General features: G+C 63.7%; 15 protein-coding genes. 9 read left to right on the top strand and 6 right to left on the bottom strand.

The window, feature by feature from the left end:
• Positions 1 to 338 precede the first annotated feature (338 nt).
• Together KIT53_RS12550 and KIT53_RS12545 are read left to right on the top strand one after the other, a co-directional pair.
• Positions 339 to 653 (top strand): hypothetical protein, encoded by a 315-nt coding sequence (locus KIT53_RS12550; protein ID WP_297752879.1) that lies wholly within the window; start codon positions 339 to 341, stop codon positions 651 to 653.
• A 58-nt stretch (positions 654 to 711) separates the two neighbouring features.
• Complete coding sequence (locus tag KIT53_RS12545; RefSeq protein ID WP_297752877.1) at positions 712 to 1266, top strand: hypothetical protein; 555 nt, start codon at positions 712 to 714, stop codon at positions 1264 to 1266.
• Between the two features lie 472 nt (positions 1267 to 1738).
• On the opposite strand, the gene KIT53_RS12540 is transcribed toward KIT53_RS12545, so the two are convergent.
• Positions 1739 to 1978: a hypothetical protein gene (locus KIT53_RS12540; protein ID WP_297752875.1), complete on the bottom strand. Its 240-nt coding sequence runs from the start codon at positions 1976 to 1978 to the stop codon at positions 1739 to 1741.
• Positions 1979 to 2542: 564 nt separating this feature from the next.
• On the opposite strand from KIT53_RS12540, the gene KIT53_RS12535 reads away from it, so the two are divergent.
• Positions 2543 to 2947, top strand: coding sequence for a hypothetical protein (locus KIT53_RS12535; RefSeq protein WP_297752873.1), 405 nt, complete (start codon positions 2543 to 2545; stop codon positions 2945 to 2947).
• On the opposite strand, the gene KIT53_RS12530 is transcribed toward KIT53_RS12535, so the two are convergent.
• From KIT53_RS12530 to ytfE, 3 genes are all read right to left on the bottom strand, one after another.
• On the bottom strand, positions 2944 to 3306 hold the full coding sequence (locus KIT53_RS12530; RefSeq protein WP_297752871.1) for a hypothetical protein: 363 nt from the start codon (positions 3304 to 3306) through the stop codon (positions 2944 to 2946). The genes KIT53_RS12535 and KIT53_RS12530 overlap by 4 nt on opposite strands.
• Before the next feature lie 624 nt (positions 3307 to 3930).
• Positions 3931 to 6207, bottom strand: coding sequence for a nitric-oxide reductase large subunit (locus KIT53_RS12525; RefSeq protein WP_297752869.1), 2277 nt, complete (start codon positions 6205 to 6207; stop codon positions 3931 to 3933).
• Positions 6208 to 6225: 18 nt separating this feature from the next.
• Complete coding sequence (ytfE, locus tag KIT53_RS12520; protein WP_009515310.1) at positions 6226 to 6903, bottom strand: iron-sulfur cluster repair protein YtfE; 678 nt, start codon at positions 6901 to 6903, stop codon at positions 6226 to 6228.
• Between the two features lie 140 nt (positions 6904 to 7043).
• Between ytfE and norR the strand changes: the two genes are divergently transcribed.
• Positions 7044 to 8603 (top strand): nitric oxide reductase transcriptional regulator NorR, encoded by a 1560-nt coding sequence (norR, locus tag KIT53_RS12515; RefSeq protein ID WP_297752866.1) that lies wholly within the window; start codon positions 7044 to 7046, stop codon positions 8601 to 8603.
• Between the two features lie 42 nt (positions 8604 to 8645).
• Here norR and KIT53_RS12510 read toward each other — a convergent pair whose 3' ends face one another.
• Positions 8646 to 8972, bottom strand: coding sequence for a cupin domain-containing protein (locus KIT53_RS12510; protein WP_009520424.1), 327 nt, complete (start codon positions 8970 to 8972; stop codon positions 8646 to 8648).
• Between the two features lie 104 nt (positions 8973 to 9076).
• Here KIT53_RS12510 and KIT53_RS12505 point away from each other — a divergent pair, with 104 nt between their 5' ends.
• Genes KIT53_RS12505 through KIT53_RS12485 form a run of 5 tightly spaced genes read left to right on the top strand, consistent with a single transcriptional unit; the run spans position 9077 to position 12054 of the window.
• Positions 9077 to 9496, top strand: coding sequence for a group III truncated hemoglobin (locus KIT53_RS12505; protein WP_297752864.1), 420 nt, complete (start codon positions 9077 to 9079; stop codon positions 9494 to 9496).
• Positions 9489 to 10736: an NnrS family protein gene (locus KIT53_RS12500; RefSeq protein ID WP_297752862.1), complete on the top strand. Its 1248-nt coding sequence runs from the start codon at positions 9489 to 9491 to the stop codon at positions 10734 to 10736. Before KIT53_RS12505 ends, KIT53_RS12500 begins: the two co-directional genes overlap by 8 nt.
• A 13-nt stretch (positions 10737 to 10749) precedes the next feature.
• Complete coding sequence (locus tag KIT53_RS12495; protein ID WP_297752860.1) at positions 10750 to 11205, top strand: Rrf2 family transcriptional regulator; 456 nt, start codon at positions 10750 to 10752, stop codon at positions 11203 to 11205.
• Positions 11202 to 11642, top strand: a complete 441-nt coding sequence (locus tag KIT53_RS12490; RefSeq protein ID WP_297752858.1) for a hypothetical protein — start codon at positions 11202 to 11204, stop codon at positions 11640 to 11642. The genes KIT53_RS12495 and KIT53_RS12490 overlap by 4 nt, the downstream gene beginning before the upstream one ends.
• Positions 11643 to 11646: 4 nt before the next feature.
• Entirely contained in the window at positions 11647 to 12054 is a 408-nt protein-coding gene (locus KIT53_RS12485) for a SirB2 family protein (RefSeq protein WP_297752855.1), read from the top strand.
• 689 nt (positions 12055 to 12743) lie between these two features.
• Here the strand turns inward: KIT53_RS12485 and KIT53_RS12480 are convergent.
• Positions 12744 to 14022, bottom strand: a 1279-nt coding sequence (locus KIT53_RS12480) for an IS3 family transposase (protein WP_297752853.1), incomplete at its 5' end; no start/stop codon positions are given.

The raw sequence follows: 14022 nt of genomic DNA, 5'->3' as shown, positions 1-14022 counted from the left end.
TCGATCGAAGCCTCAAACTGTATCTTGCCGTGCCAGATGATGGGTTCGTCAACAACGCTTGTCAGCGACCCGCTGTTCGCGCTGTCTCATCCGGTTCTCTCCGATCGCATCACTTTTGATGGGTGGGGAGATGGGGTGATGCGCTCTCGCTGGCGCTGCCCGATTGCACGGACTTCCTTGCGGCCGGGTAATGGGGCTCGGCGGCATGCCGCCACAAACTGCCCAGGCACCTGCTTGCTCGCCTGACCAAGCCGCGCTAATCTGCAACCCGATCAACGGGCGGGTTGGGCAGCATCCAGGGAAAAGGCATTGGCGAAGGGCCACAGCAAGGAGCATCCATGAAGAACAAACTTTGCATCGCCGCAGCACTGCTGGCGCTGGCCGGCGCCGGGCACGCACAGACCTCGCCGCAGCAAAACCCCTGCGACGCGCTGCAAGGGCATGCGGCCTTCGAATGCCGCATGAACCGAAACAACGAGGCCATCCGCAATCTCGGCAAATCGCAAGGCGGCGGCAATGAATGCGCCGCCTGCCCCGAAGCCTGCGAAATGGTCTGCAGTTCGAACGACCCCAATCTCGCCAAGTGCCAGGCCGACTTGCGCGAATACCGCCGCCAGAAGCTGGCGGCCTGCCGTGCCCAGGGCCGGCTCTGACCAACCATCGACTGGCATTTTCTTCTCGACCCCTAGTAGGCATTCACCGGAGGCTGACATGAGCAGGTTGACCTTGGCGACGTGGCTGGGCGCGCTGCTCTTGCTGCCGCAATGGGCGGCGGAAGCAGGCGTGACAGCAAGCTTGCCGCACGCCATTCAGAGCGTGCACCAGCAGATCGCGCGCCAGCGCTACGCCGAGGCCAAGGCGGCGGAGTTCAAATCCCGCTGGCCGATGGGCTACAACCCCGCCGCGTCGGTCGTGGCCAGGCCAAGCACGCCGCTGGCGCCCACGTCGCCGGCAGAATGCCGACGCTACCGCGACACCTACCAACAGATCATCCGGGACGTATCCGATCACCACTGGGCCTGCATCGCCTCCACCAAGCCGAGAAGCGAGCCCTATTCGTTCGAGCACGTTAACGCTGGTTTTCGCAACTTCGGCCGAACCCAGGACAGCGTCTGCTCCAACCCGGCATGCGAAACGCTGCACAAGGCCATGATCGACATGACCGACTCCGCCAACGCCGGCAGCGACAAGTGCATGGACGCCGTGAACCGGCACCAGAAGGCAGAGGCGGACAAGGCGGCGCGATGGAAGAGCAAGCGGGAATGATACGCGCGTGAATTGGCAAGATAATCACCGACCATTGGAGCTATACGCATGTCGCAGTTATGCAGGGTAAACCGGAGTTTCATGTACCTGGGTGCATTTGCAGCACTCATGCTTTTCAGCGTCAGTAGGTCGGCCTATGCTGAAACCTATAAATACCTGAAATGCGATGCAAATCAGGTACAAGGTTTTGGTTCTATGGAGGGTCGCAACAAGGAGCCCGCATCAGATATTTATCACTTTGCTTTTGATGAGCAGAAACAGAAATTTATTGAGGCGAAAAATTCGGCGTGGTATGCGCCCGGGAACAACACTTCATCGTGTCAAGTGAATATCTCACCGGCAGCGATAAATGTTTCATGCCAGCCAGACGGAGTTCCAGATGGGGGGTTTTTCTGGCTTATCAAAATCCTGCGAACAAGCGGTACCTTTGAATACACTATGGGAGTGGTCAGGGATGGGGTGTGGAAGGGTGTCAAGACAACAGGCACATGCGCACCACTTCCATCGGATCCGCTGATTCCTCCCAAGAGGCTTTTCTAGCAATGAACGGCTTCATGCCGAAGACGTCGTTCCACGGAATCCTGCTCGCATTGGCACGGTCGCGCTCCGTGCAACGGGTGATCGCCATCGGCTGCTGTACAAACAATTGTCGCCCGTTGTACCGATACCGATTCGGGCGATGAAGCGCCGCTTGCTTGGTGGGGAAGGACATTCTGTCTCAGTGTTTCTTCGGATTGCCACCACCCTCCGGACTTGTTTCAAACTTGCCATCGATCACGCCGCTCGTGGTCGACAGATCGACACCCCGATGATGGTTTGATTCCATCGCGCAAATCGGCATACACGCGCGAGTTACGCGCGTGACTTCCTTGAAATTTCGCTCAACAGAGCCCCGGAAATCCTCGTGGCACGAGTGGTTCGAATCGGGTTTTTCGGATTTGAAGTCCCCTCGAAAACCTGAATCACTCGTAAGTAGAGAATTCCCCTGACCTGCCCGAATTCTTCGGTCCAATAGTTTCTAGGAAGATGGAGCGTTTTGATCACGCGTTCGACCATGCCGTTTTGCTCCGGGCTGTACGGTGTGATGAACTCCTGCTGCAGACCATGGCTCTCTTGACCAGGGCCGTGTAGCTGCGACTGCAAAGCGAGTGGCTTTCCTATGCTCCAAGTGCCGGGCTGCTACAGCTGGGCCCCACACCTCAAATGCGCATGTGGTCACTCGTACAAGCTCACATGCAACATCGCAAGCTCAGCACGTGCTGCCGGTTTCGACGGCATGGTCTACCCGTCCTACTTCAAACTCCTGCGACTCGGCCAGATGCCCTTCCAAACCGTTTATGGCATATCGCACCGTCGTATCGAGCAGATGCAGGACCATGAGCAGTCCAAAACGATTCCGACTTGGGCGCTCTTCGGTAGACCGGTCTCGCCGGGTGCGGTCGAGGGGGCTTGCATTGATCGCGTCATCATTAGCCGAGTCGGCTACCTGTCTTCCGGCGCCTTGGTGCCGATCCTGTCGCAGCATCCCGCTAGGCCAGCGGGCGCGTATGTCGTGCGTCCGCCCGGTCAGCACCCCGCGCGCAAGATCAGGGTGCTGATAGACATGTTGACGGACTACTTCGACCAGTTTCCCGACTTCGACGCCGTACCGTCGACGCCAGCGGTGGCGCCAGGCGCTTAACCACGAAACACCGGTGTCGTGCCGCTGGCGTTGCGCCGATCGCCTGCAGCGACCAGCAGTTGCCGCAGTCGCTCGATGTTGGCTTCGCCCAAGGCCAGCGATTCGGCCGACGTATGGACGGAGTAGTTTCCCAGGTGCAGCTCATGGGGGTGCGGCGCCGCGGATCCGATGACAAAGATCGCGTCGCCGTCCGCGCTGGCCTCTAGGGTGATCGCTTGCTGCGATGGATGGAAGATGACCATCTCTCCTGCGTCCGCGGGTGTTGCACCGACGAGTAGGCCTTTTGCCACCGCCAGCCACGCGACCGGCTGATCTTCGGGCGGCCGGAACGTCCACGTCGTTCCTGCGGGCAGTTTCAACAGCAGGTACGTGACGCCATCCGGCGAGCGCGCGGGGCTGCGAACGCCTCCGTAGTGAAAGGGCTTGACTGGATGGAGGAATCTGCCCGATCCGTTTCCGACCTGGGAGGCTACGCCTGAGCCTTCCTGATGCTCGTTAGGGTACACAGGTACCGGGAGAGCGCTAGCGGATGCCTGTACACGACGCACAGAGCGTTAGTCTGTCGATATCATCCTGACCAGCATCAACGCTTCATCTGATCTGCTGAGTGGCGTGCCGAGTAGACGGATCGGTACCAGAAAGCCGCCTATGACTTCCACCCCATGTCGGCCGCGTTGTCATTCACGCGTTCGGCTAAGTAGGAGCGCGTGCAACTTTGGCTACGCCTGAGGTCGAGGAGGTGTTTGATGCGGCGAATACGCATGCCCGTTTCTTCAAAAGTCTCGACCAGCGCGGTGGCCTGGGCTGACTTGCCCCCAGGATGCCCTTGGGGAAGTTGGCCTGAAAGCCGCCGAAAGCGTTGCTCGGTGCCGCGAGTCAGATCAGCTCATGCGCCTTCCGGATCACCGCGTCTTTGGCGTACATGCTGGCGTGCATGGCCTTCAGCTGCGAGGCGGGCCATGACCGCCTCGGCCTGGGCTGAATCAGGACATGGATAAGGACGGCGCGTCACTGTTCACGTCGCGCCTGAACGGCAGCAGCCCCAGCACCACCTGAAGTGCCACCGAAACGGCGCCGGCGATAAACACCAGATCGCCGAAGGTGCGCACCCAGCGCAAGGTCTGAAGCAGGGGCTGCTGCATGAAGGCCTCGCTGCGGGCGTACCACAGGCCCTCGTCCACGCTGGCCATGAACTGGATGAAGCCAATGGGCAGCAGGCTGGTGAAGATCATCAGCACAAGGCCCAGGTTCAGGCCCCAGAAGCCGGCCTTCATCAGCGGCTCGCTGAACACGAGCGCGGGACGCAGGTAGCGCAGCACCATCAGCGTGAAGCCCAGCGCCAGGAAGCCATAGACGCCGAACAGGGCCGCGTGCGCGTGCACGGGCGTGGTGTTCAGGCCCTGGATGTAGTACAGCGAGATCGGCGGATTGATCATGAAGCCAAAGACACCCGCACCCAGCATGTTCCAGAAGGCCACGGCGACGAAGCACAGCAGCGGCCACTTCAGGCTGTTCATCCACGGCGCGCGCGTCTTCAGGCGCCAGTTCTCGAAGGCCTCATGGCCCAGCACAATCAGCGGCACCACCTCGAGCGCGCTGAATGAGGCGCCCACGGCCATCACCGGCGTGGTTGTGCCCGCGAAGTACAGGTGGTGGAAGGTGCCCGGGATACCACCCAGCAGGAACAGTGACGCCGAGGCCAGGCTGGCCGTGGTGGCCATGCGGCGCGACACCAGCCCCATGCTGGAGAAAACGAAGGCCAGTGCCGTGGTGGCGAACACCTCGAAGAAGCCTTCAACCCACAGGTGCACCACCCACCAGCGCCAGTACTCCATCACCGACAGGCTGGTGCGCTCGCCATAGAACAGGCCGGCACCGTAGAACAGGCCGATGGCGCCGACCGAGGCCGTGAGCAGGGCCAGCAGGTTCTTGTCCTCCCCGTTGCGCGCGAACAGCGCGGGGAGCACGCCGCGCAGCATGAGCACCAGCCAGAGCAGGATGCCGGCCCACTTGAGGATCTGCCAGACGCGGCCCAGGTCCACGTACTCGTAGCCCTGGTGACCGAGCCAGAAGTTCCACTCGGCCGGCATCTTCTGGGCGATGGCCAGGTAGTTGCCCACGAAGGAGCCGACGCAGACGAAGACCAGCGCCCAGAAGAGCGCGTCCACGCCCAGCTTCTGGAACTTCGGGTCCTTGCCGCCGTTGATCACCGGGGCCAGGAACAGCCCGACGGCCAGGAAGCCGGTGGCGATCCAGAACAGCGCCGCCTGGATGTGCCAGGTGCGCGTGAGCGAGTAGGGGAACCACTGCGACAGATCAATGCCGTAGAAGCTGCGCTCCACCGTGTAGTGCGCGGTGAAGCCGCCGATGAAGACCTGGAAGACGAACAGCGCCACCACCAGGAACAGGTACTTGCCCAGCGCCCGCTGAGAGGGGGTGAGTCCCGCGGCGATCAGCGGGTCGCGCTTGGGCGCGGCCGGCAGCGGCTCGTCGTGGTCGCGCAGGAATGCCCAGGCCCAGACCAACAGGCCGATGCCCGCCAGCAGGATCACCACGCTGGCGATGGACCAGACCACGTTCTCCTTGCTGGGGACGTTGTTGATCAGTGGCTCGTGCGGCCAGTTGTTGGTGTAGGTCACCTTCGAATCGGGCCGCTCGGTGCCCGCCGCCCACGCTGTCCAGAAGAAGAAGCGCGTGAGCTGCTGGCGCCGTTCCGCGCTGGGCAGGGTGTTCTCCTTCATCGCGAAGCTCTCGCGGCTCTTCACCAGTGCGGGCGCGTCGGAGAACAGCTGGTCGTAGTAGGCCGCCGTTTGTTCCATGGCCTGCGCGCGGCGCTCGCTCACCACCAGTGTGCCGTCGGCGCCGACACGGTTGCCGCGGTACTCGCGCTGCAGTTCGGCGCGCAGCGCGCCTTGCTGGCCGGCATCGAGTTGCGCGAAGGGGCGCCCTTGCTGTTGCATCGCGGTCAGGTCGAGCCAGGCCGTGAGCTCGCGGTGCAGCCAGTCGGCCGTCCAGTCGGGCGCCTGGTAGGCGCCGTGGCCCCAGATGGAGCCCAGCTGCATGCCACCCACCGACTGCCAGGCGGTCTGGCCGTCCAGGATGTCGTCCCGGGTGAACAGGGCCTTTCCCTCGGCCGTGCTCACCTGAGCGGGGATGGGCGGCGCGGAACGGTAGACGTCGGCGCCGAAGTAACCCAGCAGCGAGAACATCACCATGCACACGCCGATCAGCGCGAACCAGTACTTCTTGTAAATGCCCATGAGACTTCTCCCGTGTGGTCAGTGCACGTCCGCCGGCGCGAAGCGCTCGAACAGGACGTTGTTTTCCAGATGGATGTGTGCGATCAGATCGTCGCGAAAGGCGCGCAGTCCGGTGTAGAGCGCCTTCCAGGTGGTGCAGGCGCCACGCGGCGGCGTGAAGTTCTGCGTGAGTTCCACCAGATGGCGCAAGGCCACGCCGTGTTCTTCGTGCTCGCCGCGCATCACGCCGATGGGCATGCGGGCCATGGCGCCCTGGTCGCGCGTGATCATCGGGAACAGCACCACCTCTTCCTTGCGCATGTGGCTCTCCAGCTCCTGCGCCATGGCCATGAGGTGGTCGGCCAGTCCGTGTGGACAGTCCTCGCGATCGCCATGCACTTGCTCCACGCGGCGCGCCAGGCGGATCAGCTCGGGCAGTTGTTCGCGGTGCACGGCGTGATAACGCGTCAGGATGTGCTCCACCAGTTCGGTGTCGGTGGCCCGGCTCCAGTCCGGCCCATCGGCCTGGGCCTCGCGCGCTTGCAGTGCCAGCAGTTCGGCGGCGATGGCATCGCCATCCAGGCCGGCGGTGGCGGCCGCCGTGCGCAGGGTGCGGTTGCCCGCGCAACAGAAGTCGACGTGGTGCGCGTCCAGGACGCGTGTGGCGCCGGGAATGCGGCGAGCCAATTGCCCCAGGGATTGGTCCATCAGGTCCATGGTCTCTCCTTCGTGGATGGGTGCTGCCGGAGATGCGAACCGCGTGCCAGGAATATTCCTTTTCCAATCAAGGACTTGGATTGATCTTGGTCAAAATCACCACGATGGGGCAACGGTATAAAACACCCCATGAGGTGCTTATGACCATCGACACGACGCAATTGCTGCTGCTGACCGACTTGGTGGCCGTTCTGCCAGCGGCGGTGCGCTTGCAGCGCTTGGTGAACAGCCTTCGCGCGCACTTCGCCTGTGGGTCGGTGGCGCTGCTGCGACTGGAGCAGGAGCACCTGCGACCGTTGGCGGTGGACGGCCTGACCAGTGACGCCTTGGGCAGGCGCTTCGCGGTGAAGGATCACCCTAGGCTCGCGGCCATCTTGGCGCGACGCGGGGTCACCCGCTTCCCCCACGACAGTCCGCTGTCCGATCCCTACGATGGCCTGATCGACGGCCACGCCGGCCAACCCCTGCCGGTACACGACTGCATGGGCATGGCACTGAACGTAGAAGGGGAGCGCTGGGGCGTCGTAACGCTCGACGCGCTGGACATCGGTCGCTTCGACGCCCAGGCCCCGTGCGAACTGGAGCAGCTCGCCAGCGCCATCGAAGCGGCGGTACGCATCACGCGCCTGGAGGCCGAAATCCGCGCCTTGCGTACCACGGGCTGGTCGGCGCCGGCCAGCGCGCGCACCGCTCTCCGCGAGGACAACGAGATCGTTGGCCAGAGCGAAGCCATCGTGCACCTGCTGCACGAGCTGCGGGTGGTGGCCGATTCCGAGTTGCCCGCGCTGCTGCTGGGTGAGACGGGTGTCGGCAAGGAGCTGTTCGCGCACCGCCTGCACCAACTCTCGCGCCGCGTCGGCAAACCGCTGGTGCACGTCAACTGCGCGGCGCTGCCCGAGTCCCTGGCCGAGAGCGAGCTGTTTGGTCACGCCAAGGGCGCCTTCTCCGGCGCGACAAGCGAACGGCCGGGGCGCATCGAGGCCGCCGATGGCGGCACACTGTTCCTCGACGAGGTAGGCGAGCTGCCGCTAGCCATCCAGGCCAAGTTGCTGCGCACGCTGCAGAACGGCGAGATCCAGCGCCTGGGCACCGACCGGCCACGGCGCGTGAACGTGCGCGTGATCGCGGCCACCAACCGCCAACTGCGCGAACTTGTGCGCGAGGGGGCGTTCCGCGACGACCTGTACCACCGCCTCTCGGTCTATCCCATCCCCATCCCGCCCTTGCGTGAACGAGGCAACGACGTTCTGCTGCTTGCGGGCCGCTTCCTCGAACTCAACCGTGGCCGCCTGGGCCTGCGCAGCCTGCGGCTGTCCGCTGCCGCCGAGGCTGCGTTGCGTCGCTACCGCTGGCCCGGCAACGTGCGCGAGTTGGAGCACGTGATCAGCCGTGCGGCGCTCAAGGCCATGAGCCGCGGCGCGGATCGGCGCGATATCGTGACCCTGGAGCCGGACATGCTGGACCTGGATGAGCAGGATGCGCCCGCGAGTGAGGAGGTGCTGGCAGTTCCGCGGGACCCGGGCACCGAGGTCTTGCCGGCGCTTGCGCCGTTGCACGAGATGGTGGCCGCAACGCAACGCCAGGCGATCCAGCAAGCCCTGGTTCTGCACCGCGACAACTGGGCTGCGGCCGCCCGTGCGCTCGGCCTGGACGCCAGCAATCTGCACAAGCTGGCCCGCCGGCTCGGGCTCAAGGCCTGAGGCGGGCGCGCTTCGAGGGCGGGGACCGCCGCGCGAATCCCCTCAGGGATGAAGCACGGTGACCAACAACGCGGTGTCGAGGTGGGCCTGCACGCGGTGGGGTTCTGCCGCGGGCAGCATCACCAGGGTGCCGGCGACCAGACGGCAGCTGGTCGCCGGCGTCACAACGTCTGCCTCACCCGAAATGCACTGGATCGTGATCTCGCCGGGTACATGGTGTTCTGGCAAGGCATGCCCTGCCGCGAGCACGACATGGAGCAACTGCAGATGCGGCGTCTTGAGGAGGCTGCTGCTGATCGCCGTGCCGCGGGACTCGTCGGTAGCGTGAAGATCGATGATCTCCAGGGGCTGAGCGTGCTTGAGGGCCATGATGCCGGCGTTTGATGTAGATCAGGGGGGATGCAGGGAGGGCGCATCCGGAGCCATCATAAGATATATTTGAAATAAATCTTATGAGTGATGCCGCAGTCCACATGACCGACGAGCGAGTGCCCGGAACCCATCTCTGTACAGAGGCCGAGGTGACTGCGCTCGTGCATACGTTCTATGCCCGTGTCCGCCGGGACGAAGTGCTGGGGCCGATCTTCGACGCGCACATCGACGACTGGGACCGCCACTTGGCCAAGCTGGTGGATTTCTGGTCGGCGCTGCTGCGGCGAACGGGCCGGTTCTCGGGCGCGCCCATGCCCAAGCATGCCGCGTTGCCCGGGCTGTCTGCCGAGCTGTTCGAGTGCTGGCTGCGGCTGTTTCGGGAGAACGCAGCCGCCCAGTCCAATCAGGCCATGGCCGAGCGGGCCTGCGCCATGGCCGTGCGGGTTGCGCAGAGCCTCTGGATGGGCTACCAGATCAGCCACGATCCGGATGCCGTGCCCACGGCACTCAGCCATGGCTGATCTGCTGCAGATCCAGGAGCCAGGGGCGGCGCAAATGCCCGGGCCGCAATGGAAAGCCTTTCTGGAGCTGGGCTTTCGGCCGCTGTACCTGGCCGGTTGTTTCTGGGCCGCCGTGTCGGTGGCGTTGTGGGTGTTCGCGCCCGGCCTGTTGCGTGGACAACTGGCCGGTGTCGTGTGGCACGCGCACGAGATGCTCTGGGGCTTCATCGCCACCATTGCCGTGGGCTTCCTGCTCACCGCGGGGGCGAACTGGACCGGCATCAATCCGCTCACGGGGAAGGCCTTGGGCGTTCTCGGTGCGTCATGGGTGGTGGCCCGGGTGGCCTATCTGGTGCCCGGCAACACGGCCTTTGGGGTGGCGGTGGCCAGCGAACTGCTGTTCTTCACCTGCGCCGCTGTCGCTTTGGGGCGCGCCATCGTGGGTGCGCGAAGTCAGCGCAACTACGGCGTGCCGGTGCTGGTTCTCGGGCTGGGCGTGGCCAATGCCTTGTTCCTGTGGTCCGCCTGGCAGGGAGACCCTGTGCGACTCATGCAGCACTTCAACACCGGCCTGCTGTGCATGGCGGTGATCGCGTTGCTGGTGGCCAGGCGGGTGATTCCGTTCTTCGCCATGCGCGCCGTACCAGGGCTGGCGATCCCCATGCACACGCGAAGCGGCCATTGGCAACTGGCGGCGGCCGGCCTGGCCATTGGCGGTGGGCTCGTGGGTTGGGCCCAGGCATCGGCGCTGTTCCTGGGCGTGGCAGGCGTGATCGCGCTGGTGCAGCTGTCGGCCTGGAAGCCCGCGGCCGTGCGACGCGTTCCGCTGCTGTGGATTCTCTACGTGGGCTACGCCGCACTGGCGGCGGGGCTGCTGGTGGCGGCGGCGCAGCTCTCGGGCGCCGTGCTGCGCGCCGCCTGGCCCGCGCACGTGATCGGCGTGGCGGGCTTTTCCGTGCTGATCATCGGCATGGTCACGCGCACAGCACTGGGTCATCTGGGGCGGCCGCTGCGCACGGATCGCCTCATGGTGTGCTGCTACGGCTTGGTGATCGCTGCCGCGGCGCTGCGCCTGCTGGCCCTGCTGCCCACCGAACTGGCATGGAGCGCGCTGCATGCGTCGGCTGGTTCGTGGGTGCTGGCTTTCGCGCTGTACCTGTGGCGGTTCTTTCCGATGTTGATCCGCCCGCGCATCGATGCGGCGGCAGCGCCGATACCCAAACCCGCCAAGATCAAGGTGCGTCAGCACCCGACGCCATGACCAGGATCTTCCCGTGCGCCTGACCACGATGACCGACTACGCGCTGCGCTTGCTGATGTATGTGGCGCAGCAGCCCGAGCGCCTGTGCACCATCTCGGAGGTGGCTCAGGCGTACGGGATATCGGAAGCCCATTTGATGAAAGTCACGCACCAGCTTGGCCTGCAGGGCTGGGTCGAGACCGTGCGAGGCAAGGGCGGTGGCATGCGCCTGGCCCATGCACCGCGTGACATCAATCTGGGCGCGGTGGTGCGCAGCATTGAGCCGGACTTCGCGCTGGTCGAGTGTTTTTCCACGGGCACCCAATGCGTGCTCAGCGGCCAGTGCCGCCTCGCCGGCGTGCTGGGTGGCGCAGTGCGGGAGTTCATGGCGCACTTGGACGGCTTTTCGCTGGCCGACTTGCTGCCCGGCACTGACTTCCCGCTGAAATCGGGTCAGCGCATGAAGCTGGAGCGCAGGCGGGTGCCATGAGCTATGGCATCTTGCTTGTCCTGCACCTGTCGGCTGCCATGGCCTTCGTCGGCACGGTGTTCTTCGAGGTGGTGATGCTTGAGGGTGTGCGCAAGCACCTGCCGCGCCAGACCATGCACATGGTGGAGCGTGCGATCGGCGACCGCGCTACCGCCGTGATGCCTTGGGTGTTGTTGACGCTCTACGTGACTGGCATTGGACTGGCTTGGCAGCACCGTGCGGCTCTGGCGCAGCCACTGGCCAGCAGTTTCGGGTTGTTGCTGACGCTCAAGATAGCGTTGGCGCTGAGCGTGTTCGGGCATTTCTCGATGGCCATGATCTGGCGGCGCAGTGGCGTGCTGGGCGGGCGCCGCTCGCGAAGGCTGCACCTGAGCGTGTTCTGCCATGTGTTGGCCATCGTGCTGCTGGCTAAGGCCATGTTCTACCTGCGATGGTGATGGGATGGCATTGGCCGACTTCTATCCTGTAATCAAGGCCTCGCATGTCGGGCTCGCGATGCTGAGCGGTGGGTTGTTCGCCGGTCGGGGCTTGGGCGTGCTGCTGGGGGCCCAGATGCCAAGGTCGTTGGCGATGCGCCGGTTGAGCCAGGTGATCGATACCGCCTTGCTCACCGCCGCTTTGCTATTGCTGGCAGCCTTGCAGCTCAATCCTTTTGCCACGCCGTGGCTGCTGGTCAAGCTCGCACTACTGATCGCGTACATCGTATTGGGTGTGTTGGCGCTGCGCCGGGCGCCGACCCAGGCCGGCAAGGCGTTGGCGTTCGCTGCGGCTTTAACCTGCTTCGTGATGATGATTGCCGTTGCCCGAACCCATGACCCGCTGGGGTTCTTGCGCGTCGTGGGCTGGTGATGGCTGCGTCCGCGAAGCGCGTTCGGACGTTCCTCCAACCCATTGCAACGTCGTTGCTATCGCCGGTTACCAGAACCGCCAGGCCTGCCGAGGTGCTTCTTGCGTCGTTGATGGCAAGTGCACGTCCAGGCAGGGCGCGCTGGTGTTAGGGGGGTGCAGCTTCGTGCGCTGGCGCAGTTCACGCTCTAGCTCGTGCGCTGTGCCGCGCGCTTCCCTCTCGCCGCGTAGCGCCCGAAGTCGCCATTCGCGGGCTCGGGCCATCAATTCATCATCTGATAGTGCATTGGTTTCCATCGCAGGATGGATTGTGCTCGCGCGAGCAGAACCCGCTCATGCGCTCGCCTTTTCAAGAAGGGGGTTCCAGGGTGTTCAGGTCCCAACGGTGTGCTCGTGAGAACCATCTCGATCAAGCGCTAATCCACGAGCGTCGCGCAGGCGAGCGCGCCACATCCCATCGCCTGCAATGGCTGAAGGGCGTCACTTGACGGAAGCGAAAGAGGGGCCTTCGAAGGGGCAGTGACTGGGCTTCAGGCGACTGGATGGACAACTTGCATGCATGCCGGCGTCCTGAGCGGTTGAAGGAAATATGTCTGTCACGATTTTGTCGTGAAATGGATCGCTGATTGTTGATTTCCACCTAGAAGTGACCCAGTAAGTCAGGGGGGGGTGCGGTACAAATCTTGGACTGGTTAAGCGACGATTCCGAGGCTGCGTCGGTACTCGACTGGACTGAGAGAGCCCAGAGAGATCTTGATCCGCTTCTCGTTGTACCAGCGAATGTAGGCGTCCAAGGCCTGCATGAACTGTTCGATGGTGGCGGACTGCCAGTCTCGGGGATAGAAGTGCTCGGTCTTCAGCCGGCCGAAGAAGCCTTCACACGCTGCGTTGTCTGGCGAGTACCCCTTGCGCGACATAGAGCGCACCAGCTTTGCGTCGGCCATGCGCTTGAGCCAACCCGGCCAGCGGTAGTGCGCGCCGCGATCGGAGTGAACGACCGGCCGGTCGCTACCGGTGGCGACGCCATCGATCGCGGCATCCAACATGGAGTTCACCAGCGCCGCATCGGGACGCGTGCCAATTGCCCAGCTGACGACCATGCCATCGAAGCAGTCGATCATGGGTGAGAGATACACCTTGCCAGCGGGGATCTGGAACTCCGTGATATCCGTGAGCCACTTCTCATTGGGCGCGGTCGCACTGAAGTCACGGTTGATGAGATTCTCAGGCGCCGGACTGATTTCTCCCAGGTAGGAACCATAGCGGCGACGCTTGGGCGCGGCGGCCACCAGCGACTCCTGTTTCATCAGACGCTGCACCACCTTCTCGGAGATGCTGACGCTTTGCTTGGTCAGCGAGGCGCGTATCCTGCGGTAGCCGTAGCAGCGGTGATTGCGCTCAAAGATGTCGGCGATGGTGCGTCGTACTTCGACGTACCTGTCCGCTGCATTCAGACGAGCGCGATGGTAGAAGTAGGAGCTGCGCGGCAGTCCCACCTGACCAAGAAGCTCAGACAGCGTGTACGTGCTCCGCAGGGCATCAACCAACAGGGTCTTCTCCCGATTGGTCAGGGGCGGCTGGTTGATGCCCAGGTCTTTTTTTATGATTTCGTTCGCCTTCTTGAGCAGGTCTTGTTCCAACTGCAGGCGCCTGATGTCCCGTCGCAAGACCTCAAGTTGGCGTTCCAGCTCTTCGCGGGCAGCGCCAGGCGTTGGCATATCGTTTGGGTTCGTCATGAATGCTGGTGCCTCGCGGTCAAGTAGCCGGTTTTTCCACTTGTACAGCGTCGGCCTGCACACGCCAATCTCCTGAGCCAAGGCCTCTGCACTGCCTTGACGAGTGCACAGCGCAATAACCGCTGCCTGCTTGAGTTCAGCGGAGTGGCTGACACGCTCAGCGTGACCGACCAAGCGGACTCGCAATTCGGGATGGAGCTCTTCCACCCAGGCGGTCAATGACGCACGGCCCGGG

The organism is Hydrogenophaga sp., assembly GCF_026125785.1.
Lineage (GTDB): Bacteria > Pseudomonadota > Gammaproteobacteria > Burkholderiales > Burkholderiaceae_C > Hydrogenophaga.
This window is presented reverse-complemented; position numbering and strand designations above follow the sequence as displayed.